Source organism: Chryseobacterium sp. NRRL B-14798 (assembly GCF_050470705.1).
Classification (GTDB): Bacteria; Bacteroidota; Bacteroidia; order Flavobacteriales; family Weeksellaceae; genus Chryseobacterium; species Chryseobacterium cupriresistens.
Window position 1 is genome coordinate 1140345 of sequence record NZ_JBFLUL010000005.1, and the last position, 22894, is coordinate 1163238.

Annotated in this window: 28 protein-coding genes; 9 read left to right on the forward strand and 19 right to left on the reverse strand. The window is 36.0% G+C overall.

Annotated elements, in window-relative coordinates; genetic code table 11:
• Window positions 1-147 precede the first annotated feature (147 nt).
• The 14 genes from tyrS to AB1278_RS05570 form a co-directional block, all read right to left on the reverse strand.
• Window positions 148-1347: a tyrosine--tRNA ligase gene (gene tyrS / locus AB1278_RS05505; RefSeq protein ID WP_429812917.1), complete on the reverse strand. Its 1200-nt coding sequence runs from the start codon at window positions 1345-1347 to the stop codon at window positions 148-150.
• A gap of 479 nt (window positions 1348-1826) precedes the next feature.
• On the reverse strand, window positions 1827-2417 hold the full coding sequence (locus tag AB1278_RS05510; RefSeq protein ID WP_343639619.1) for an NAD(P)H-dependent oxidoreductase: 591 nt from the start codon (window positions 2415-2417) through the stop codon (window positions 1827-1829).
• Between the two features lie 75 nt (window positions 2418-2492).
• Window positions 2493-3311: a helix-turn-helix domain-containing protein gene (locus AB1278_RS05515; protein ID WP_429812921.1), complete on the reverse strand. Its 819-nt coding sequence runs from the start codon at window positions 3309-3311 to the stop codon at window positions 2493-2495.
• A gap of 11 nt (window positions 3312-3322) precedes the next feature.
• Window positions 3323-3844 carry a GNAT family N-acetyltransferase gene (locus AB1278_RS05520; RefSeq protein ID WP_429812924.1) on the reverse strand — a complete coding sequence of 174 codons (522 nt, stop codon included), beginning with the start codon at window positions 3842-3844 and terminating at the stop codon, window positions 3323-3325.
• A gap of 136 nt (window positions 3845-3980) precedes the next feature.
• On the reverse strand, window positions 3981-4604 hold the full coding sequence (locus AB1278_RS05525; protein WP_429812927.1) for a hypothetical protein: 624 nt from the start codon (window positions 4602-4604) through the stop codon (window positions 3981-3983).
• 386 nt (window positions 4605-4990) lie between these two features.
• On the reverse strand, window positions 4991-5722 hold the full coding sequence (locus AB1278_RS05530) for a class I SAM-dependent methyltransferase (protein WP_429812930.1): 732 nt from the start codon (window positions 5720-5722) through the stop codon (window positions 4991-4993).
• 192 nt (window positions 5723-5914) lie between these two features.
• Entirely contained in the window at window positions 5915-6328 is a 414-nt protein-coding gene (locus tag AB1278_RS05535; protein WP_429812933.1) for an SRPBCC family protein, read from the reverse strand.
• Between the two features lie 2 nt (window positions 6329-6330).
• Window positions 6331-6834 carry an SRPBCC family protein gene (locus AB1278_RS05540; RefSeq protein WP_429812936.1) on the reverse strand — a complete coding sequence of 168 codons (504 nt, stop codon included), beginning with the start codon at window positions 6832-6834 and terminating at the stop codon, window positions 6331-6333.
• Between the two features lie 36 nt (window positions 6835-6870).
• Window positions 6871-7191, reverse strand: a complete 321-nt coding sequence (locus tag AB1278_RS05545; protein WP_047378845.1) for an ArsR/SmtB family transcription factor — start codon at window positions 7189-7191, stop codon at window positions 6871-6873.
• 128 nt (window positions 7192-7319) lie between these two features.
• On the reverse strand, window positions 7320-7553 hold the full coding sequence (locus tag AB1278_RS05550) for a YqaE/Pmp3 family membrane protein (RefSeq protein ID WP_429812939.1): 234 nt from the start codon (window positions 7551-7553) through the stop codon (window positions 7320-7322).
• A gap of 29 nt (window positions 7554-7582) precedes the next feature.
• Entirely contained in the window at window positions 7583-7966 is a 384-nt protein-coding gene (locus AB1278_RS05555) for a tetratricopeptide repeat protein (RefSeq protein ID WP_202841098.1), read from the reverse strand.
• A gap of 92 nt (window positions 7967-8058) precedes the next feature.
• Complete coding sequence (locus AB1278_RS05560; protein WP_429812942.1) at window positions 8059-8478, reverse strand: DUF1801 domain-containing protein; 420 nt, start codon at window positions 8476-8478, stop codon at window positions 8059-8061.
• Between the two features lie 86 nt (window positions 8479-8564).
• Window positions 8565-8978 carry a hypothetical protein gene (locus tag AB1278_RS05565; RefSeq protein WP_429812945.1) on the reverse strand — a complete coding sequence of 138 codons (414 nt, stop codon included), beginning with the start codon at window positions 8976-8978 and terminating at the stop codon, window positions 8565-8567.
• Window positions 8979-8995: 17 nt separating this feature from the next.
• A complete protein-coding gene (locus AB1278_RS05570) occupies window positions 8996-11014 on the reverse strand; it encodes a M3 family metallopeptidase (protein ID WP_429812948.1) in 2019 nt (672 codons plus the stop codon).
• A 213-nt stretch (window positions 11015-11227) separates the two neighbouring features.
• Here AB1278_RS05570 and AB1278_RS05575 point away from each other — a divergent pair, with 213 nt between their 5' ends.
• The 7 genes from AB1278_RS05575 (at window position 11228) to rimM (ending at window position 15461) form a co-directional block, all read left to right on the forward strand.
• The gene (locus tag AB1278_RS05575) at window positions 11228-11752 is read left to right on the forward strand and encodes an SRPBCC family protein (protein WP_411413538.1); all 525 of its coding nucleotides are present in this window, start codon (window positions 11228-11230) and stop codon (window positions 11750-11752) included.
• A 138-nt stretch (window positions 11753-11890) separates the two neighbouring features.
• Window positions 11891-12340, forward strand: coding sequence for a hypothetical protein (locus AB1278_RS05580; RefSeq protein WP_202841088.1), 450 nt, complete (start codon window positions 11891-11893; stop codon window positions 12338-12340).
• Window positions 12341-12448: 108 nt separating this feature from the next.
• Window positions 12449-13084 (forward strand): DoxX family membrane protein, encoded by a 636-nt coding sequence (locus tag AB1278_RS05585; protein ID WP_429812952.1) that lies wholly within the window; start codon window positions 12449-12451, stop codon window positions 13082-13084.
• Window positions 13085-13128: 44 nt separating this feature from the next.
• On the forward strand, window positions 13129-13638 hold the full coding sequence (locus tag AB1278_RS05590; protein WP_120232096.1) for a nitroreductase family protein: 510 nt from the start codon (window positions 13129-13131) through the stop codon (window positions 13636-13638).
• A complete protein-coding gene (locus AB1278_RS05595; RefSeq protein ID WP_343639591.1) occupies window positions 13639-14223 on the forward strand; it encodes a hypothetical protein in 585 nt (194 codons plus the stop codon).
• Between the two features lie 114 nt (window positions 14224-14337).
• Complete coding sequence (locus AB1278_RS05600; RefSeq protein WP_062673921.1) at window positions 14338-14904, forward strand: 30S ribosomal protein S16; 567 nt, start codon at window positions 14338-14340, stop codon at window positions 14902-14904.
• 14 nt (window positions 14905-14918) lie between these two features.
• Window positions 14919-15461 (forward strand): ribosome maturation factor RimM, encoded by a 543-nt coding sequence (gene rimM, locus AB1278_RS05605; RefSeq protein WP_137905101.1) that lies wholly within the window; start codon window positions 14919-14921, stop codon window positions 15459-15461.
• 77 nt (window positions 15462-15538) lie between these two features.
• On the opposite strand, the gene AB1278_RS05610 is transcribed toward rimM, so the two are convergent.
• The 5 genes from AB1278_RS05610 to AB1278_RS05630 all read right to left on the reverse strand — a co-directional run bounded on the left by AB1278_RS05610 (window position 15539) and on the right by AB1278_RS05630 (window position 21101).
• Window positions 15539-17191 carry a serine hydrolase domain-containing protein gene (locus AB1278_RS05610; RefSeq protein WP_429812958.1) on the reverse strand — a complete coding sequence of 551 codons (1653 nt, stop codon included), beginning with the start codon at window positions 17189-17191 and terminating at the stop codon, window positions 15539-15541.
• Between the two features lie 96 nt (window positions 17192-17287).
• Window positions 17288-18202, reverse strand: a complete 915-nt coding sequence (locus AB1278_RS05615; protein WP_343639585.1) for a helix-turn-helix domain-containing protein — start codon at window positions 18200-18202, stop codon at window positions 17288-17290.
• A 166-nt stretch (window positions 18203-18368) separates the two neighbouring features.
• The gene (locus tag AB1278_RS05620) at window positions 18369-19208 is read right to left on the reverse strand and encodes an SDR family NAD(P)-dependent oxidoreductase (RefSeq protein ID WP_343639583.1); all 840 of its coding nucleotides are present in this window, start codon (window positions 19206-19208) and stop codon (window positions 18369-18371) included.
• A gap of 160 nt (window positions 19209-19368) precedes the next feature.
• Complete coding sequence (locus AB1278_RS05625) at window positions 19369-20175, reverse strand: helix-turn-helix transcriptional regulator (RefSeq protein ID WP_137905098.1); 807 nt, start codon at window positions 20173-20175, stop codon at window positions 19369-19371.
• Window positions 20172-21101, reverse strand: coding sequence for a helix-turn-helix domain-containing protein (locus tag AB1278_RS05630; protein ID WP_429812962.1), 930 nt, complete (start codon window positions 21099-21101; stop codon window positions 20172-20174). The genes AB1278_RS05625 and AB1278_RS05630 overlap by 4 nt, the downstream gene beginning before the upstream one ends.
• 298 nt (window positions 21102-21399) lie before the next feature.
• Here AB1278_RS05630 and AB1278_RS05635 point away from each other — a divergent pair, with 298 nt between their 5' ends.
• Together AB1278_RS05635 and AB1278_RS05640 are read left to right on the forward strand one after the other, a co-directional pair.
• Window positions 21400-22062, forward strand: a complete 663-nt coding sequence (locus AB1278_RS05635) for a hypothetical protein (protein WP_429812965.1) — start codon at window positions 21400-21402, stop codon at window positions 22060-22062.
• A gap of 30 nt (window positions 22063-22092) precedes the next feature.
• Entirely contained in the window at window positions 22093-22722 is a 630-nt protein-coding gene (locus tag AB1278_RS05640; protein WP_429812968.1) for a hypothetical protein, read from the forward strand.
• Window positions 22723-22894 lie beyond the last annotated feature (172 nt).

The following is a 22894-nucleotide window of genomic DNA, read 5'->3' on the forward strand; positions in this document are numbered from 1 at the left end:
TGGAAGAAGGAAGCTGGAAGTTACTATTGTGCTGTAGAGAACTTCTGCATTTTTTATTGTAACTTCTGTTTTTTTAAAAATATTCCACTCAACAAACTTCAGAAGTTTTCATGTCTGCCAGAAACTTCCAGCTTCCATCTTCCAGCCTTACACCAGCTCAAAAAAGCTCCTTCTCCCGATTTTAATTTTAATTTGAGGCATCAACTCCATCTCTTCATTTGCGTTTGTTATTTTAATGGTATTGATCTGAATTCCTCCACTCTCAATCAATCTCCTGATGGCAGATTTGCTGAGATCATTTTTAAGCTGGTGGCAAAGCTCAACAATAGAAATCCTGTTGTCGATACTTTTCAGGGAATCAATTACAACAGGTTCATACACTTTCTCTTCAAAATTTTTATTCTGAAATTGGTTGATAAAGAACTGTTCTGCATTTTCCGCTGAAGCCAAATCATGGTACTGGCTGATGATATTTTTAGCGATGATTTTTTTTATATTCATTGGGTTTTCGCCTTCGTTTAACCGGGAAAAAATCGCTGTTTTTTCTTCCATCGAAAAATCGGTAGTCAGGTTGATAAACTCTTCAATCAAAGCATCAGGAATAGACATGGTTTTTCCAAACATTTCATTAGGCTCATCCGTCAGTCCGATAATATTGTTCAGGGATTTACTCATTTTTTCCTTTCCGTCAAGACCTCTCAGCAATGGCATACACATGACAATCTGAGCAGGCATTTGATGCAGCTCCTGAAGCTGTCTTCCCATCGTACAGTTGAACAGCTGGTCTGTGCCTCCCATCTCAATATCGCACTCAATTTTTACAGAATCAAAACCCTGAAGAATCGGGTAAACCAGTTCATGCATGGCAATAGGTGTATTTTCTGTAAACCTTTTATTAAAATCATTTCGGTGCATCAGCTGTGCAACGGTAACTCTTGAAAGAAGCTGGATCACCTCAGAAAAAGTAAGGGCATCCAGCCAGTCGGAATTGAAAACAATCTTTGTCTTCTGTACATCAATTACCTTTGAAAGCTGATTGATATAAGTCTGGGCATTATGCTGTACATCTTCAGCGCTTAAAGGTTTTCTTGCTTTGTTTTTTCCTGTGGGATCGCCAATCCTTGCTGTAAAACTTCCCACAACAATAATGATCTGATGTCCCAGATCCTGAAACTGTTTCAGTTTTTTTAAGACCACAGCATGCCCCAGATGAAGATCCGGAGCCGTGGGATCAAAACCCAGTTTGATGGAAAGTTTTCTGTTTTCTTTAGAGGCCAGAGCCAGTTTTTCTTCCAGACCGTTTTCAGGCAGGATGATAGCTACATTTTCTTGTAATGGATGAATCATGTTGAATAGTTTTAAAATGAAAAAGCCCGGACAGGTAATGTCCGGGCTCTATATATACGTTAGATTATTTTATTGGATTACAGATATAGAAAGTCTTCCCGAACGATAGCCCGGAGTGTAATATTCACTGAAGAATGGAAGACGTAATATACTGTTCAGATGTTTCATTGTGATGCAAATATACAGGGAATTCCTGAGGATCCAATATTTAAACCATTAAGACGCATTGCAGGGTTATAACAAGATTTGTTTTAAAAGAAAAACTTAACCATCCATCAATCTTAATGGCTTAAAATAATGGTTCAAAACAATTTTACTTGCGATTTTTGAAGCTAATTTCATGCCATAAATCCCTTAAAAATAAAATACAGGATAAAGATGTAAAAACTGTATTTTATTATTTTCTTAGTTGCCTTGCATAAAGCTTCTGATAAAGGGTAAATCATTCATTTTTCAATAAGTTTTTTTTAAGAAAAAAATTAATAGTTAAGAACATGTTCAGAGTATAAATTTTTAATCTGACCTTTCCAGATTTCCAGATTTTCGGGAGAAGCTTTATCTGCTTTATCAAAAAATAAATGCCTGATGATTTCAAGCCCTGAATAGATAAAAATGCCATTGTCAGAAGTTAGTGTCAATGCTTTATCCATTCCTGTTTTTTCATATTCTTCATGAGATTTTCCATGGGTATTGATAATCACCGTCTTTTTACCTTTCAGGAGTCCTTTCTGTATCCCCTGATCATAACGGTAGGCAAATCCATAGCTGAAAACACGGTCTATGTATCCTTTCATTATCGCAGGAAGTCCGGTCCACCAGATTGGGTAGATAAAAGTAATCTGCTCTGCCCACGAAATGTATTCCTGTTCGGTTTTTACATCATCCGAAACTTTTCCCATACGCTGTCCCTGCATATCATCCAGAGAAAGTACAGGATCAAAGTCTATGGTATAAAGATCTCTCACAACAACTTCCTCGTTACGAAACTGAAGGGTTTCAACAACTGTGTTTAAAAGATGATGATTTAAACTGTTTTCATTTGGATGCGCGTAAATGATTAAATGTCTCATTGTTTTGATTGTTAAGATTAATGAGACAAAAGTACTGCGGCGTCCTTCTCAAAAATTGTAAGAAAACGAAACGGTCTATCCGGACCTGGGATTACAGATTTCCTGCTGGAATTTTAAATATTGAGCCGGAGAAATGTTGATAAAATGCCTGAAATCATGGATGAGCTGGCTCTGGTCATAATAGCCACATTCATCAATGATCGTAAACCACCTGACAGGGCTTTGCCTTTTTGTTTCCTTTTCAATGATTTGTATAGCTTTTAAAAATCGATTGTAACGGTTAAGTTCTTTTAAAGAATAGCCAAACTGCTCTTTCTGCTTTCGCTGAATGTTTCTTTCTGTCTGCTGAGTCTGTTCTGCAATTACTTTAACGGGATTTAACAGATCATTCTCAAAACTGCTCAAAAGCTGTCCCGTAATGTCCCGATCCTGGAGATAAGGTTTACAGAATTCAAGAATGTAATCTACCTGTTTTGTGACTGAATCTAAGCTTTTAAGCTGATGCCAAAGGTCTGTAAAACAATTTTCTTCCAGTAATTCATCCGGATGTTTTACCGATTGTTCAATAGATATTTTTCCAAAAAACCTGAAGAATGCATCATCCTTAAAATTGGCAACCAAAATAGAGCACCCTGCGGGAAGTGTATATTCAAAAGCTTGCCTCACCGGCCCGAATACCATGCATGTGTCCACACTTATCATCGTTTTTTCCCGCGTAGACATTGTAGCATCTTCTCCAAAACAAAATAACAGAATTGTCTGATAAGTAGGTAAAAGCGTCTTGGTAATGGAGGATTCTGAAGTATTTTCAGCAAAATAAAAATGAGTAAATACGTTTTCAAATTCCTGAGGAACAGAAATTCTGTACTCGTTATATTCAGAATGTAATTCCATAAGCCTGAAAATTAAGCGATGAGGTATTTTATCATTGTAAAGTTGGTCAAAGGAACTCCTTTTACATAGACCGTTTTTTCCTGAACAACCTGAAAGCCTGCTTTTTCAAAAAATGGTCTGGCCGTTTTGCTTACATCTGCAGTAACCTTCGTTTCATAATTCAGCAAAACTTGTTTTTCAATCTGACGATAAAGCATGGCTGCGATACCTTGATGCTGATGATCTTTGTGTACAAAAAGCAGATCAATATAATTTCCGTGAGCAAGTGTACAAAAACCAGCGATCTTATTTTTTATGACCGCAATCAAAACATATTGATCACGGATCACTTTCATCCATCTCTCCTCATTCCCAGCCCCGGATTTCCAGGTTTCAAGCTGTTGAGTATCATAGTCTTTTTTACATACTTCATCTATGGTTGCCGTAAAAAGCTGCAACATTTCCGGAAGATCATCACTGGCTCCTTTCCTGATGATGATTTGATTATCTGATGTAAAGTTGTTCATAAAGCTTTTGCTGTTCTTTAACCTCATGTCAGAAGTTTCATAAAAAAGCAAGCAGTTCCGCATCGTAAAAGGAAACTGCCGGCTATGTTATAGTTTTTATCCTGGTTCAATACTATAAAAGACAATTATTGAATGCAGGATGTTACATAAACCGTATAATTTTCTATTCCTGTTCAAGCTTGATGATTGATCCCTTGTAAAATCTGGTCAGATCATAAAGATCGGTAAAGTAATGCTGAAGATCCGGGATAATGGCAGGATCAAAATCTTTCAAGCCACATTGGTCTTCTGCCAGAAGGTACAAAGACTGGTTATCCGGTTTCAGATATTCACAAAGGATATTATCAGAATTTTGTTTTCTGTTGATCATCTCTGTCAGAAATATTCCGAAGATCAGAAATTGATTGAAATTTTTAGCATCCACAATATAATTCATGTCCTGTTTCAGCAGTTTTTCATAATCGGAAAGGATCTGAAGGAAATTCTCGGCATGAACGGTTGTTGGAATTTCATAAAAAAGATCAATACCATTGATGAAAAGCTGTGTTTTGGTCTCTTCGTGATCTGAAGAATATACTTTGTGAAACCATTGAAAAATAAGCATAAGTTCTTCCTGAGTAAGCTCTTCAACAGAACTCTTTACTTTTTCTTTAATGGTTTCAAGGCTGTTTTTCGCTTCAGGCTGAAGAAATTTCAGAATATGTTCTTCTTCACGGCTGAGTTTATTGTACAAATTAATTTTGGCAATAGTGGGATTGGTCTTGATGAAATATAGTTCTTCCGCCATAGTTATTTACCAAATTAGATTTCAAATGGTTGTTTAAATATACAAAATATGCATCAACTGTATTAAAAAAAATAATATGCAATGAATGGTATGCTATTGTACTGTTTCATGCAGTGCAATGCTGTTACCTTCTGAGTCTTCGAACTCTGCTACAGTAAATCCCTATTTTTTATCAATTCTTTTGGGGTAAAAACAGAACCACCATGGTGAACGGCTTTCTCCAATTTTTGATCACTATTCTCTGTATGTTTTTTGTAATGATCGATATTCTTAAAGTTCCGGACGATGTTCTTCCGAATGAAAAACAGAAAATGATATTGTTTTTTTAGTATTTCTTACATCATCAGATAATAAGGGGAATGCATGCGGGAATTTCTGGTTGAAAATTATTTTTCAGCTGAAATGAGCAACATCATCGGTCTGCGGAGTTCCTCTTTCATCTCCGGAATTTCTTTCAACATCTCTTCGCCTGGTTGAGGTTCAATAACTTCTTTGATTTTAAAGCCTGCTTTTAATAATGTATTTAAATAAGAAGTTAAAGTACGGTGATATTTGATGACATTTTCTCCCAGAAAAGTAGTGTTCTTTTTTCCTTCTATAAAATAACGGTCTACCGGCCAGCAGTTTTTTTCACCATTTTTATCATATACCCAATCCTGACCACCTTCTGCAGTGAATACAGGATGTTCTACTGAAAATACAAAAGATCCGCCGGGTGTGAGCCATTTATAAATATTTTGAACAATACTATCGAAGGATTCTACATAATGTAAGGTGAGAGAACTGAGTATGATATCAAATTTTTCAGCAGGATAATCCACTTCTTCCAGAGCTATTCTTTCATATTGAATTCCAGGCAGACTATTGATTTTCACAGCTTTTGCCAGCATTCTTTCTGAAAGATCAATTCCGGTTACAGATTTTGCTCCGTGTTCTATCGCATAGCGGCAATGCCATCCGAAACCACAGCCAAGGTCAAGAACATTTTTTCCCTGAAAATCAGGCAGCATATTTTTTAAGGTGTGCCATTCTCCTGCTCCCTCTAATCCTATCTGGGAACGAAGCATTTTTTCGTATTGATCAAAAAATGAAGGATTATCGTATTTATTTTCTTTCATAGCTTCAAAAAATTGTGGTTCTAGGTTTTAAATCTTGACAAGGATTGCAGTTCTTTCTGATATTAATCTCAGATATTTCACATTTTGAAATATAAATTTACGACAATATCAGAGATGAGAGGTTTCCGATCCTTAAAAATAAAAGCTGAATGTAAAACATCCAGCTTTATACCAACTCTCAATTGAAAATTTTTAATTTGATTCCGTATATTTTTTGAAATTATCAAGAATTGCCTGCCAGCCTCCTTTCTGCATTTCTTCAGGATTCTGGCTTTCAGGATCAAAAGCTACATCTACATGGGTTTGGCCATTGTTTTCTTTAAAGTCAACATGTACCTGTCTTCCGTCCGGCATGGTATAGGTAAAGTTTTCGCCTTCTTTTATTTCATTATAAACAGCTTCAAAGTCGAAACCGAAACTTCCGTCTTTTGCTTCCATTCTTGCTGCATATTTTCCTCCGACTTTCATATCATTTGAAGCGGAAGGACATTGCCAGGAAGGATCAGCAAAGTTCCATTGGGTGATATGCTCCGGTTGGGTGTAATAATTCCATACTTTTTGTGCATCTGCATTGATGACTGCAGAAACTGTGATTTTGTGGCTCATTTTTATTGATTTAATGTTAATAATAATTCGTCGAGTTTTTCCAGTGTGGCCATCATTCCCTGTTCCATACCCATTTCGATAATGGTTTCCAGATCAGCTAAGGACTGATAGTGAACAATTGTTTCTACAAGGGTATTTTCATTTTTATCAGTGAAAGTTACTGTCCATTCTGCCTGAGGAAGATGGGTGTTGATTTCTCCTTTTTCATTACAAAAAGCATCACCTGATGTATAAGAATCTATTGGGTTTATCGTGTGGTAGCTTACCCAGCCCCAGTATTCTGTTCCATTAGGCTCTACCATTGCATAATGCCAGTGCCCGCCTTCCCGGAATTCCATTGACTTTGTTTTCGTAGTCAGCGGTTTTGGAGCAAACCAACGGTCAAGAAGTTCACTTTTTGTGTAACAGTCCCAAACCATTTGTCGGTTTGCCATAAATTCACGTCTGATCGTAAGGGTGTTCTTTTCCTTGTCTGCCAGAAAATCGAACTGAAGATGATGTTTCATAATAATATTTTTATAGTTTGGTTGTCGTATTAAACTTTATTTCTGCTGGCTTTTCAATGTTGCCAGTAAGGTATCAAGCTGCTCGAAACGGCTTTCCCAAATCTTTCTGAACTGTTCCAGCCAATGATCTATTTCTTTCATTTTATCAATTTCTAAAAAGTAATAAATTTCTCTTCCCTGGTGATTCTGGGTTACCAATTCACATTCCGTCAGAATTTTCAGATGTTTTGAAACAGCCTGTCTGGTGGTATCAAAATGCTCTGCGATGGCATTGGGTGTCATCGCCTGTACTGCAATCAGTGCAATAATAGCCCGGCGTGTGGGATCTGCTATAGCCTGAAAAATATCTCTTCTCATAAACGATGATTTTTAAATGAAACCATATGGTTGCAAATATATGTGCAACTTTTCGGTTTCGCAATTTTTTTTGATAAAAATTATAAATCAAAAACTAAGAAATAATAGATGATATCTGTTAATTGGTTTTAAAACAGGTGCTTGTAATGGGTTTGAGCAGTTTTATTTTTTATTTTCCGCATCGCTTTGATCAATCTGTCATTTCTTTTGTCAGCTCTTTCATTGTTTAAAGAAAGAACTGCCCAGATTGCCGCAGGAAGCCATCCGATAAGGGTAATTTGTAAAATCAGACAGATGATTCCGGTGAAAATTTTTCCACGGACGATAAAAGATAAAAAGGGTAGTAATATGGCCAGTAACATGATTGTAAGTTTTAATTTAAATGATTTTTTTAAAGGGATTGCGGATCAAAATGTGCTTTAAAAGTAAGAGGATCTTCCGTTTTGTCTTCAGCTTCTTCAAGATATTCAAGATACTCTTCCTGATGTTTTCCCATATAAACAAGCACAATGGAAAGATTGACAAACAGATTTTTGTCTTCAGAACCTAAATTTAATGCTGTATTTAAATATTCCAGTGCTTTTTCATTTTCTCCCATATCGGAATAAACAGCACCCATATTAATTAAAGCCGGAGTGTTTTCAGGCTCAACCAGTAAAATTTCATCCAGTTCTCTGATCAGCAGATCGTTTAAAGTATCCCAGTGATCTTCGTTTTCCCATCTTTTGGCCTGAAGTTTTTTTACGTTTTCTAATCTTTGTTTTAACGTGCTCATTATTTAAAATTACAAAATGGATACTATTCGTTTCCTGTACAAATTTAGCTTTCCTGGAAAAGATATGGTATTTTTTTACAGAAATAAAAAAGTTATTCTTTGAGTCCATCCAGTATGGCAGCTTTCAGTATTTCAATATTAATATCTTTTAAAGCTTTAAACTTAATACAATATCCTGTTACACCAGCTTTACCTATCTTTTCTCCGTATGTTTTTGAAAGGTAAGTTTTGTCACTGATATTCATAATATAAATGGAAATCCCTGTGGTATTGGCACTCATCCCAATCTGGTAAAAATCTCTGGTTTTTCCATCTGCATACTGCATGGTATATGATCCATATCCGATATTAGGATTGGAAACTGTTTTATTTTCATTGTTTTTACCATCCAGAAACCACAGCTGGCATTCCGGCATGAGTTCCACAATAATGTTGTGGAGTTCCTGCATATCATTGCGTTTCAGTTCCGGCTGACTGTTGATATAGTCCTGGATTTGTTCTTGAATGGTCATGGATCAGGAATTATTTTGAGGTTTTCGAGCGGCTAATTTAAAACAAAAAGAACAGCAAACGCTGTTCTTTTTTTGTGTTTTCTGATCTATTCAATCAGTTCTTTTATTGTTTTTTCTGTTTTCAGCAGTTCACCATCTGGAATCTGATGATGAAGATAAGTGAAAAGCAAATTGGTTACCCAGCTATTTTCAATCTGATGAATATGGTAAGAGCAGATCAAACCAAAATCATCGGAAATATAAGCGGGAAGATCTGAAGAGTCGGTGGTTTTGAAGGTGGAAATAAAAATTTCCTTCCGGATATCACTTATTTTGTCTTCTGTTTCCTCATCTAAAGATTTTTCTTCAATTGCCTGATAGGCTTTCATCCATTCATCAGAAAACTCTGCAGAATCTCTGTTGTCAAGAATTTCATCAATCTTTTCAGGAGTTATACGTTCAAAAACTGTTTTTAAAGATTGATTAAAAACAGCTTCTAACTTGTTGATTTCTTCTGTCATAATTTTCAAGGTATATCCTATCCAAATGCTCTTTTCAACAGGCTTTCCACTTTAGGCTCACTGCCTCTGAAACTTTTGTAAAGCTCCATTGGATCTTTTGTTCCGCCCGAAGAAAGCAATACTTTATATTTGGCTGCAATCTCAGGATTGAAAATTCCGTTTTCTTTGAAATACTGGAAAGCATCAGCATCCAGAACTTCCGCCCATTTGTAAGAATAATATCCTGCCGAATATCCTCCCTGGAAAATGTGAGAAAAGCTTGGGCTCATCGCTGTTTCAGAATTCGAAGGATAAAGAGTGGTTGCTTTGGTATATTTATCTTCAAACTCTTTTACACTTTCATGTTCCAGTTCTGCCACTTTAGTATGATAATTCATGTCCAGAAGTCCGAAACCTAGTTGTCTTAAAGTCTGGTAACCTTCCATGAAATTTTTGGACTGCTCGATTTTTTCAATTTTTTCGTCAGGAAGAACTTCTCCTGTTTTATAGTGTTTTGCAAAAGTTTTCAGGAACTCAGGCTCATAGCAGAAGTTTTCCAGAAACTGTGATGGAAGTTCCACAAAGTCCCATTTTACAGAAGTCCCGGAAAGAGTAGGATATTGAGTATCTGCCATCATCCCGTGAAGAGCATGCCCGAACTCGTGGAATAGAGTCGTCACTTCCTGGAAGGTCAATAAGCTAGGCGTATCTTTTGTCGGTTTGCTGAAGTTGCAGACAATTGAAATATGCGGACGGGAATTTTCGCCGTTTCGCTTATACTGGTTTTTGTAGCTGGTCATCCATGCACCGGCTCTTTTTCCTTTTCTTGGAAAATAATCAACGTATAGTAATGATTTGTAATTTCCGTTCTCTTTTACTTCATATACCTTTACATCTTCATGATATTTCGGAATATCGTTTCTTTCCTCAAAAGTCAGTCCGAAAAGTTCTCCAGCCAGTCCGAATACAGCATCCTGCACCTGGTGTAATGGAAAATAAGGTTTTAATTCTTCATCATTAAGGTCGAATTTCGCCTTACGAAGTTTTTCAGCATAGAATGCATGGTCGTAACCTTGCATTTCCTCAATTCCGTCAGCTTTTGCTAAAGATTTTAATTCTTCAATTTCTTTATCGGCATAAGGTTTTGCCTTGGTAAGAAGTTCATTTAAAAAATCGAAAACTTTCACCGGAGACTTGGCCATTCTTTCTTCAAGAACGAAATCAGCGTAGTTTTTATACCCTAAAAGTTCAGCTTTCTGTTGTTTTAAATTCAGAAGTTCTTTAATCAAATTCTGATTGTCAAATTCACCACCGTCGAAAGATTTTTTACCATTGGCCAAGGCCAGTTCTTTTCTCAGTTCACGGTTTTCAGCATAGGTCATGAACGGGATATAACTTGGATATTGTAAGGTGACCACCCAGCCGTCAAGGTTTCTTTCTTTAGCTTCTTCGGCATATTGATCCATGATGGCTTCAGGAATTCCTGCAAGATCTTCCTTATTGGTGATATGTTTAAAATAAGCATTGGTGGAAGCCAGAACATTTTGTCCGAACTGTAAAGATTTTACAGAAAGATCCATGCTGATTTTCTTTAATTTTTCTTTGTCTTCCTCATTCAGTAAAGCTCCGCTTCTTACAAAACCTTTGTAGGTCTCATTCAAAAGCATTTCCTGTTCCTCGTTGAGATTATATTTTTCCTTTTCATCATATACTTTCTTGATTTTATTGAAAAGGGCTTCGTTTTGAGAAATTTTTGAAGAATATTCCGTTAAGATCGGAGAAACCTCCTGGGCAATCTGCTGGATCTCATCGCTGGTTTCTGCAGAATTTAAGTTGAAAAAAATATTAGAAACCACATCCAGCTGTTCTCCCGAATAGGCCAAAGCTTCAATAACATTTTCGAATGTGGGAGCATCAGGATTGTTGACAATAGCATCAATTTCCGCTTCAGATTTTTGAATTAAATCTTTAAATGCAGGCAGATAATCTTCATTTTTAATACTGTCGAACGGAGCCGAATGATATGGAGTGTTAAATTTTTCTGTTAAAATATTCATTTTTTTGATCTTTTTAGATAAGGTAAATTTAATGATTCATAGGGAATCACAGCTGAAACGCTCAAAAATAATGCCTTACTGGTGTGGTATGACAAAAATACCTTATCTTTAATTAATCTTGTCATATGGAAAGAAGGAGTGATGTGGGAATATTTAATTTTGAGAACAGATTAAAAAGTCATTATTAAATAAATAACCTTAAATATAAAGACTATGAAAACACTCTTAAAAATTATCGGTATTATCATCGTACTGATTCTTATCTATGCTGTCATTGCCATGCTGGCTTTCAGTAAAGATTATCACTATGAAAAATCAATTGTCATTAATGCTCCAAAGGAAAAAGTATGGCAGCATACCAGCTCTTTACAAGCATACAATACCTGGGATCCTTTTTCTAAAGAAATCAAAAACTTTTCTGTCACTTATTCAGGTGCGGGTAACCAGCCTGGCAGCTCTTATCACTGGAAGGGTGACGGCAGTGAAGGAGAACAGTCTATCACAGAAATTATCCCGAATGAGAAACTGGGAACCCAGCTTCATTTCATACAACCTTTTGAAGGAACTGCTAAAAGTAATATCATACTGACTCCTGAGGGCAGCGGTACAAAAGTGACCTGGATGATCGATAATGAGCTGAATACCATGATGAAAATTATGAAGCCTATGATGGACAGTAATATGGATAAAATGTTTAGTCAGGGACTGGGAGATCTGAAGAGACTTGCTGAAAAATAATAGGAAGCCTTGTACAATGTACAGGGCTTTTTTATTAAATTCTTTTTACCCATCATGTTGATTGTGGAAGCGTTATTTTATGTTAAGTCATTGAAATATTATTCTAAAAATATTATCTTTATATAAAGAATAGATTGTATGGAGAAGATTGTATTTGAAAAAAGTGATATCAGAGACTTTGTGAAGACCACCATCGCAGAGAAAATTGAAAAATTGAAAAACTTTATCGAATTTACCATGGAAGCCAGCCGTGACATCAAAAAAACTCCGAAATATGACAGCATGAGAGAAGAAATGCAGGAGGAAATTTATCAGATGCAGCGGCAACTTGGCGCATTGAATGATCTTAGGAGGAATATGGCAAAGGTTCTAAATACAGCTACAGAAAGGGTACAGCTCGGTTCACTGGTGATTACCAATAAAGCCAGGTTCTACATTTCCGTGTCGCTGGGAGAGTTCTTTTTTGAGGGCGACAGATTCTACGCTATTTCTCCGGAAAGCCCCATGGCTAAAAAAATGATGGGAATGAGACCCGGAGACGAGTTTACCCTGAATAAAATCCATCAGAAGATTGTAGAGGTATTGTAAATAAGATTCTGCAGTATCATATAGTTATTCATCTTAATAAGATTAACTTCAAATTTATATTTGAAGTTTTATTTTTATTTAGTACCTTGCTATGCAAAATACTATACTATGAAATTTGAACAATTAAGAACAGGCAGAATTAATCAGTGGATCATTATTCACCTTCGTTATCTCGTAGGCTCTGCTTTTTTTCCATCAGGTTTAATAAAGCTTATGGGAGAGAGGTTTACCAGAATTTCAGCTGATAACCCAATCGGATACTTTTTTGAAGCTTTATATCAATCCGGATTGTATTGGAATTTTTTAGGACTGGCACAGGTGGCAGCCGGAATTTTACTGATGACACAGCGCTTTGCAACATTGGGAGCATTGATGTTTCTGGCTATCTTGAGTAATATCTGGGTTATTACCCTCAGCCTTTCCTTTTCGGGGACCTGGATAATCACCTCCTTAATGATGATTGCCGTACTGATATTGGTCATTTGGGATCAACATAAACTGCTTCCTGTTTTTAATTACAATAAAGCAAGTACCGTGAAGGAATATCCTGATCCCGATAACAGATGGATCATTGCCGGGGTAGTATATTCCATAAGTTTTATTGTGTTATTTATGCTGAACCCGGCAAAAGGGGAAGTCTATGAAAAATGGCTGAGTATTCTGATTGCTTTAATCATTGCAGCAACATTTATCATAAGCAATTATCAGGCGTATAAAAATCGTAAACTGGCTATACATCCTTAACATTTTAAAATGAAGATTGAATTTCATGTTGTAAATTTGCAGGTATGAGTAAAGCAACCATTTTAAAAGAAATTATAGAGGAGAGAAGAAGTATTTTCCCGAAAGATTATACAGACACAGAAATATCTCAGGAAGTTTTGGAAGAGATTGTAAATTCTGCCACGTTTGCTCCCAATCACAAACGTACTAAGCCTTGGCGTTTCAAAATATTCAAAGGAGAAGAAAAAGCACAGCTGGCAGCAGAAATGCAGGCTATCTATAAGACCGTTACTCCAGAACAACTTTTTTTAGAAAAAAAATACAACGATATCGGTTTTAAAATCAATAAAGCCAATGTTGTGGTTTCTATTGTTGTCAACTTCAGCGGAATGGTTCCTGAATGGGAAGAAATAGCAGCGACTTCAATGGCGGTTCAGAATATGTATCTTAGCTGTACAGCAAATAATATCGGGTGTTACTGGAGTTCTCCTAAAATCGTGGACGAGCTGAAAGACTCTCTGACCATTGAGGAAAACCAGAAGTGCCTTGGACTTTTCTATATGGGAACGGTGTAGATGAAGAATATTTACAGAAATTATAATGAAGAAGATCTTCATGCTGCCTATCTTCATATGACTGATCATACTGGTAAAGTCAATGATGAACTGCGGGAAGCCATCAGTCAGCAATTCAATTATGATGAATTTGTAAAAACAGCAGAATACAGGAAAGTTTTAGTCAAAGAAAAAGGGAGAATCTCATTTGAAGTACACAAAAGGGTACAAAAGGGAGAAAATATAGATGTTATCCTTGAAAATATTTCTTCAGAAATGATTAGCAGCAGCGATTTAAAGATTTTTATTCTGAATAAATTTGATCAGTTTTCAAAAGTCAAAGAAAATGATAAGATAGATGAGAAAATCATTTTTAAAAGTCTTTTAGGGCTTATCATAGCTTCTGTAACCGGGAGTCTTTTTTTTAAGGCTGTGCTTACATCTACCGGGCAGTTTTCATTTTTTCTACTGGTGCCTGCGTATATCATCAACTATTTGGTGATCTATGGGATTACAGGAAAAACAAGAGATAATTTTGTTGTTTTTATGGCAGTTTTAATTTCTGTGATTATTTCAACAGTATTCTCTTTTGCACTGATTAGTTAAAAAATAATGAATTTTATAAAACTTTTTACTTGAGGCTTTTTACTTCAAACTTTTTTACTATCTTTGCACTCTTAAATATTTAACTGGGACGAGTTCCCGTAAAATTCAAACATTATGTCAGTAAAAATCAGATTACAAAGACACGGTAAAAAAGGGAAACCTTTTTTCCACATCGTGGTTGCAGATTCTAGAGCTAGAAGAGATGGTAGATTCATCGAAAAACTAGGTACTTACAACCCAATTACTAACCCGGCAACTATCGAATTGAACGTTGATTCTGCTGTAAAGTGGTTAAACAACGGTGCTCAGCCTACTGATACTGCTAGAGCTATTTTATCTTACAAAGGTGCTCTTTACAAAAAACACTTACAAGGTGGTGTAGCTAAAGGTGCTTTTGACGAAGCTGAAGCTGAAAAAAGATTCAATGCTTGGGTAGAAGCTAAAGATGCTAAAGTACAAGGTAAAGTAGAAGGTTTAGCTACTGCTAAAGCTGATGCTAAGAAAGCTGCTTTAGAAGCTGAAGTAAAAGTAAACGAAGCTAGAGTTGCTGCTGCTGCACAAGCTGAAGCTGATGCTAAAGCTGCTGAAGAAGCTGCTAATGCACCTGCTGAAGAAGTTGTTGCTGAAGCTACAGAAGGAGAAGCTCCTGCTGCTGAAACTGAAGAAAACACTGAAGCTTAAGAACAAAACCTGTTATGCGTAAAGAAGATTGCTATTTTTTAGGAAAAATCACACGCAGACATGGACTTGCGGGTAACGTGATCCTTAAATTGGATACCGATCAACCCGAGCTTTACAATAAATTGGAATCAATATTCGTTGAAATCAACGGATTATTGGTTCCATTTTTTATTGAAAAATCATCATGGAGCAAACTGGATGCTCTGAATCTTGCATTCAAAAACTCTTCTGAAGCTATGGTAGATCAGGTGCTGGGTAAAAGTGTTTACCTTCCGCTTGCTTCACTGCCAAAACTTTCAGGAAAACAATTCTATTACCACGAAATCATCGGATTTGAAATTCTTGATCAGAATGATAGTAACTGTGGCGTAATCAGATCTGTAAACGATCAGACAGCGCAGGTGTATTTCATTACCAATCTGGATGGAAAAGAAGTGGTGATTCCTATGATCAAAGACTGGATTCTTGAGGTAGACAGAGAAGAAAGAACCATCAAAATGGAACTTCCTGAAGGTCTTATTGATGTTTTTCTGGTTCCTTCAAAGAAAGACGAATAGTTTTGCAATAAGCAATAAGCAATAAGCAATAAGCAATAAGCTATTCTTTCTCACTTTTCTACATTACTCATTACTGATTATTCATTACTCATTTTTAAGGCGGGTAAAAGATAATCCTGTACTATTTTTTCAGATTGCCGGTGTGCATAGGGCTTGTTGTAGGCTTGCGCTGTAATTACTATGACAACTGGTATCTGAGTGAAAATAATAATCTTATTTCCTCCATTTCCACTGGATTGGAAAGCTTCATAGCTTTTGTTTCCCACCTTGTAAATCTTTCGCCAGAACAGATAGCCATATCCTTCGAAATCAGGATGATCAGGAAAATAATTGGTGAAGGATTTTTTAATCCATTCCTTACTCAATATCGTTTTTCCATTCCAGTCGCCATTATTTTTATACAACTGTCCGAATTTTGCAAGATCCAGTAGTCTCATACGGAGTCCTCCCGCCAAAGAAGGCTTCTGCTGTGGTGTAAACTGCCATTTATAGCGGGTGATTCCGAGTGGCTGGAATAATGTTTTGTCTGCATAATTTTTTAAACCTTTTGGAACTGTTTTATCCAAAATATCTCCGGATAATACAACACCTGCCGTAAAATAACTCCAGTTTTTACCGGTTTTATTCCCTGTCACAGGCAGATCCAGCGTAAACTTTACCCAGTTTTCTGTCGGGTACATATTTTCTTCATTTCCCGGAGATTCAGAATCTTCATCATTTCCGTCAAATCCTGAACTCATTGTCAGTAAGCTTTTTATAGTGACATTTTCTTTTGGAGAAGAATAATTTTTAAAAAGTTTCAGATCATAAAATTCTTTCAGAGTTTGATTTTCACTTTTTAAATATCCATCCTGGATTGCAATTCCCGTTAAAGCAGAAGAAAATGATTTTCCCACAGAGCGCGTATCCTGTAATGAATCTCTTCCGGATCCGTTAAAATATTCTTCAAGGAGTAATTTTCCTTCCTTTATAACAGCTATTCCGGTGATATTTTTGAACCTGTTTTCTGCAATTTTCTTATTCAGAGTTCTGATGCTTTCCGTATTGATTCTTTCCTGTGAAATATTCCAACCGCTATTGGACTGAATAGGTTGAATGGCGATTTGCTGCTCTGTAGTGTTTTGAGCAGGAACAGTAAGATTGATTTGTCCTTCTGCAATGACTGATCCCGTTTGGATCGTAGAAGTATTGATATAAGGTCTGATTTCAATTTTTAAAATATGATTTCCTGCTGTCAGCGCATCAATTCCGTTATGAGCCATATAAAAACGCATCCATAAATACCTTCCCCAGGAATCTTCATTTTTGCTGCTGAGAAGAGGAATTCGTAAGCTGGTTTTGAATTTTTTATGGTCGGAAGTTCCCGCTCCTGTATTGAGATTTTCCTGATAAATAAGTTTTCCGTCTACATAAAATGAGAACTGATAATTTCCTTTTTTCAACAACTCATCCATAGTCCAGCCGGGTTCAAGCTGATGAAGATAATTGATCAGCGAATTATCAAAAAAAGCATGAATACCAAGATTTCCGTTTTCCTGAAATACCGCAGAAGTGAGAATATCTGAATCTTTCAGGTTGTCCAGCGGCGTATTTTGTGAAAGGAAAACAATCTTTCCACTATTTTTTTTCTGAACCGGATTCTCAATTTTTTCAGGATTGACAATATTGTTGTTTTGCCCGTGATGTAGACAAAATATAAAAATAAAGATCAATAGTAGAAATGATTTCATATCAAAGAAGTATTTAATCAAAAATAATAAACTTCTTTAGAGTGAAATAGAATGAAATTAACATTGCTATTTTATAATGATCATTTCAAAGCGGTGCTAATTGAAAAGCTTTCTGAATTCTCCTGGTGACTGATTTGTTTTTTGCTTAAAAAGTTTGCTGAAAGACTGCGGATGCTCAAAGCCCAGCTCATAAGCAATTTCACTGACAGACAAATTGGTGGTGCTTAAACGTTCTTTTGCCGCATCAATTAATTTATTCTGAATATGCTGCTGTGTATTTTGCCGGGTGTGAAGACGTAAGAGCGTTCCAAGGTAATTAGGTGAAATATTCATCTGCCCGGCAATACATTTCACTGTGGGAATTCCGTTTTCAAGGAGGTTTCCGTTTTCAAAATATTGAGAAAGAATGTCTTCAAATTTATATAACAATTCGTGACTTGATTTTTTTCTGGTGAAAAACTGCCTTTCATAAAAGCGGTCTGAATAAATCAGTAACAATTCAATCTGGGCAATAATCAGATCCTGTGTGAATTTATCAATATTGGCCATATATTCCCGTTCGATATTTTTAAATAGATCAACAAGGATTTTCTCTTCCTTATCGGAAAGGAAAAGTGCTTCTTTCACCTTATAACTAAAGAAATCGTAAGACTTTATTTTCCGGGTTAATGAAGTATTCCACAGAAAATCAGGATGAATAAGCAATAAATATCCTGTAGGTTCTGCTTCTATATCCGGATTGATTTCCAGGCTTAAATACTGTTGCGGGGAAACGAAACAGAGCACTCCGGAGTTAAAGTCGTATTGCTGCTGCCCGTAATTGAACTTTGGAGTAACATTTTTTTTCAAACCAATGGAATAAAAATTCTGGATCCATCTCAATTCTTCATTTTCTACAACATAGCGGACCTTGCTGTAATCGATCAGGCTGATCAGCGGATGCTCAGGACTCGGAAGTCCGCAGAAAGCATGAAAATCGGATATAGAATTAAAACGAACAGGTTGTTTCATATAACGAAGTTAGTTGTTTTTTCAAAATGATAACACATTGATCCAAAAAGTCTTCGGCTCCGCTAAGACTGATCTCTCTAAAGTTTTATATCGAATTCAGGAATATAAATTAAAACATTCAGTATTAGAAATGTCACCCTGAGCGGAGTCGAAGGACATGATTATATTAAATTGCAGTAGAAACAGTCAGGCTTTCCCATTTCTCAGCATCTTTCTTTAAAATATCAATTTTGTTATTCAGAAATTCCATCGTTCCTACACCCAATAATAAATGTACCGGAGGATTTTTCTCTTTACTGATCTGAATCAGGACATCCGCTGCTTTTTCAGGATCGTTAGGCTGATTTCCATTGATTTCATTAAGGTGAGCCTGTTCCGAATTTCTCGCTGCTTCATAAGCCTGGATAGGATTGGCAGGGGTTTTCACAGAATCCTTAGTTAGAAAATCGGTACGGAAATATCCCGGGTAAACCACGGTAGCATGAACTCCGAAATCTTTTACCTCTTCAGCCAGCGCTTCCGTAAATCCGGCAACCGCAAATTTTGTAGAACAGTAGATTCCCCAGCCTGGAAAATTAGCAGAATATCCTCCGACAGAAGAAATATTGAAAATGTTTCCTGACCTTTGTTTACGCAGATAAGGCATGGCGTTTCGGATCACATTTAAAGTTCCGAAAACATTCACTGCATAATTTTCTCTTGCTTCCTCATCAGTAAGTTCTTCAAGTGTTCCGATCTGGCCGTAACCTGCATTGTTGACCACTACATCAATTTGTCCGAAATGGTTTACTGTTTTTTCAATAGCAGATTTGATATCATTATTGTTTGTGATGTTTACGCTGAGCGGAAGGAAGTTTTCTGAACTTTCTCCAATGTTGGAGATCAGGGATTCAACGGTACGGCTTGTTGCAGCAACCTGAAATCCTTCTGAGAGTAATTTTTTTACCAGCTCGAATCCTAAGCCTTTTGAAGCTCCTGTCACGAACCATACTTTTTTTGTTTCCATTTTTAAATATTTTTTTGTTTAAATGATGGTACAAAGATGAAAACTTACGAAAAGGGAAATGTATCCAAATCGGGGAATGATGTATCCAAATCGTGAATGATGTTATTTAACGCGTGTCAGTCTCAATGAAATGTAATGAAGAATCTCAAACAATCAAGTTTCAATGATTTTTCAACAGATTCCTGTATTTCAAAGGAGTAATTCCGATATTTTCTTTAAAACATCGGATAAAGTGACTCTGATCTGAAAAACCGCATTCCAGAGCAATATCCGTTAAAGAAGAAGGTGAATTGAGAAGTTCCATTGATTTATTAATCTTTAATTTTCTGAGATATTCCCCCAGATTGCAATGGAAATGTTTATGAAATTCCCTACTGAGATGAACAGGATGGATGTTCAGTGTTTTGGAAAGTTCTGTAAGACTGAGATTTTCTGTAAAGCTTTCATGCAGAATTTCATTGATCCGGCCTACCCACAAAGGTTTTCTTTCTGTATTTTCCTTCTGATGAGTTAACTGGTTGAAAAGATGCAGTAATAACTGATTAATATTTAGATCAAAAGAAATATCATTGGTTTTGGTTTCTTTGAACATCTGATAAACCAATAGTTTTAAAGCAGGATTTTTGATATTAAAACTTCCTTCCACTTTATTTTTCTGAATATCAAACCGATCAAACCAGCTTTGCGAAAGCTCAATGTGAAAGCCTCTTGTGAAAATATCCGGTTTACGATTATAGTGCGGATCTTCCCAATGATGATACAATAATGTCCCTGCAGAACAGCCGTAGGTTTCTTTTCTGTTTCCTTCTGTCATGGTGCCCTGTAGAAGAAAAGTGAAATAAGCATTTTCATGATAGTGCCAGTCTACGTAAGGATGAGTATACTCCGTATCGGTGATGGTCAATCCTTCCAAATTGACCATTTGATTGGTTTCCCCGAAATATTCGCCACTACGAAGACTGTTCATGATAAATTTTGTTTTAATCTGTCGATCTGCTCATACATCTTATTAAAAAATATTTTCCTCTCTCTGTTTCCGGATTCGTTCAGTGATCTTGAGTTTTTGATCTGATGTTCAAAATAGCTCAGAGAATCTTCACACGTCATTTTATCATTGGTCATCATATATCCAAACATGCTGAAAGGCACAAAAAAGGAACACTGTTCTTTATTTTTGAATAAAATACTGTTGTTTAAAATTACTAAATCATTGACATAGATCTGAAAATTATTTTTTTCCAGTGTTTTAGTCTCCAGTTCTTCCAGTAATGTTCTTAGGTCTTCCAGAATAAGATCCACTTCATTTTTCTTTAATAATCCCATTTCATAATAGAACGAAATTTGTCTCAATACACTCATAATGGTAGTGTCATTCCATATTTCCGTTACATTTTGTTTATCATAAAGATTTTTCAGCATCTCGTTTTTTATAGAATGGTATTCCATAGTAAACTTATGGAAAGGGCTTAAGAACTTATCCTGATTCAGTAAATTCATCCATACATAAAACTTGAAACGGGATAACATTGAATCTGAAATGGTATAAAAAAACGGGATGTCTTTTGCAGAATAAAATACTTTAGAATTGTTAATGTTCTGAAAAACATTCAAAATCTTCAGAGAGTTTTCAAAATAGTTTAAAAGATCTTCTGTAGTTTTTACAGGCTGTGTTCTTTTGACAACCAATTGATTTTCCGTTCCCAGAAACTGATCCAATGAGATCTGATAGTATTTGGCGAGCTCCAGTGCTTCTTCAAAACTGAACTTGGCTTTCATAGAAGTTCTTCTGTGAGCGGCATCATAACTGATATTAAGAATGTTGGCGATCTCATCATTCAAAGATTTCTCACCGATTTTTCTTCGGATTTCCTTTAATAAAGCCTCCTGGTGCATAGTTTTGTGATTTTCACAAATGTAGTATTTTTTGTGGAAAGAGTTTTTGATTTTAGAAGGCTGGAAGCTTGAAGCTGGGAGAAGGGAAGTATCGGAGGTCGAAAGAATCAATACCAATTTAAAAGTAATTGGAATTATAATCACTATTGATCACCCAAAGTAACTTCCAGCTTTCTTCTTCCGCTTCCAACCCGCATTTTGCGATTTTCGCAAACAGGAGTTTTTTTTTAATTTTTTTTCACATTCGGAACTGGATCTTTAGCGGATAATTTTGAACTGTAATTTTAAAATAAGAGTTATGAAAACACGAATTTTATTAATAGCAGTTCTTTTATTCAGCAGTCTGGCCTATGCATCAGACAATTTAAAAGTAGATTCTTTGAAACCGAGATTGATTGCCGCTTCACCTTCAAAGAATGTCCGAAACGTCAATGGGATTTTATTCAAATATTTTGATGAAGAAGAGCATTTTAAACCTAAAAAAGTAAACGGTTTGGGAATGGGATTCAATTTTATGGGTGTTTTCCTGCCACCGTTAATGCTGTTCAATTTAAGTTTACCAAACAACGGTGATTATGTCATTGTTCCCAGAGAAAAGATGAATACAATCAACGGACTTCAGTTGTCGCTCATCAATATGGAACCTACTGTCACAAACGGACTGGAAATTAATGTATCGAGTAATATCAATACGTATGCGGTGACCAATGGAATGTCTGTTTCTCCCTTTTTTAATGTGCATCACGAGATGAAAAGTGTTTCTGTAGCGCCATTGGCCAATATCGGGCAGAAATGCAGAGGAATCCAGATCGGTTTGTATAATCAATGTAAGGATTTCCGGGGCATCCAGATTGGTGGTTGGAATGAGAACGGAAGAAGGAAGCTTCCTCTTATCAACTGGAATTTTAAGAAGCAGAAAACAAAGAAGACAGTGCAGGAGAGTCGCCAAAATAAGTTTTAACCATTACATCATCAAGCCATGAAAAATTATATGCTAATCTTATTTTTACTGATGCTGTCAATATGTGTTTTTTCACAAAATACAGTGAATGATACCTTGAAAACCCATATTGAAGAACCTTTCGATTATAAAAAATATTACGACTGTGATTTTGGAGAAGGGAATGTTTTGATTGTCATTAAAAAAGGAAAAGAATTTACAGATCTGACAGATTTAAGAAAATCAGGGAAAGGTTTTGCCATTAAAATGGAAGCCATCTACAGTATGGAATTTGAGGATGGACAAAGGTATGAATCAAGTGTGGTGAAAAGTATTACCCAGGACAGTATTTCAATCACAAATTTTTTCAATGAGAATGCTGCAAAGCTCGCAGGACAGCCCTTTAAATTAATTACCCATCCTCTGTCATCTTTGAAATATGTCCGCTTTATTGATGACAGAATGCTGTCCTTGTACAGCAGGAAAAATATTCAGAAGAATTTTGATGTCATGGTGAAGAAAATGGATAGGGCGAAAATGTGTCCTGCTGTAATTCGATTCAGAGATAGAAATAATGAAATGAAAGTCTGCCATTTCTATCTTACCTCTCAGGGCTATGATCTTCTCTATGAAGACAACGGAAGGGTATATTATATGGAAGGTAAAATAGAATGGAAATAATTTTGAGAGAGTACAGTTTTTTTAAGCTGTCTCTCTTTTGTTGATTAAATTACCATTGTTTTTAATGAAAATATGGATAAATACACGAAAAAAGCAAAAGCTGTGGTGTATCTACTGAAGAAAAATAATATTTTTGTAATATAGCCAGGATGAGTGATGAAATTAAAATATT